1 pseudogene is annotated in these 262 nt (G+C 65.3%); it reads left to right on the forward strand.

The window, feature by feature from the left end:
- Positions 1–262, forward strand: a pseudogene (locus SB772_RS42310) (glycoside hydrolase family 15 protein); the annotation flags it as partial.

Below are 262 nucleotides of genomic sequence, written 5' to 3' on the forward strand. Positions count from 1 at the left end.
GAGAGTGCACAGTTCCTGCTCGGCGGACTCGACGATCCGCGCTTCAAGGAGGGTGCCGCCGACCTGTGCCTGCAACGCACCCTGAAGTTCTGGCGCGACTGGATTGGCCAGTCCAACTATCGCGGCCGCTGGCGGGAAATGGTCAACCGCTCGGCCCTCGCCCTGAAGCTGCTGACATCACGCAAACACGGCGCGATTCTCGCCGCCGCCACCTTCGGCCTGCCGGAAACTCCGGGCGGCGAGCGCAATTGGGATTATCGCT

The sequence above is a fragment of the Paraburkholderia sp. SIMBA_030 genome (assembly GCF_046535245.1).
Classification (GTDB): Bacteria; Pseudomonadota; Gammaproteobacteria; order Burkholderiales; family Burkholderiaceae; genus Paraburkholderia.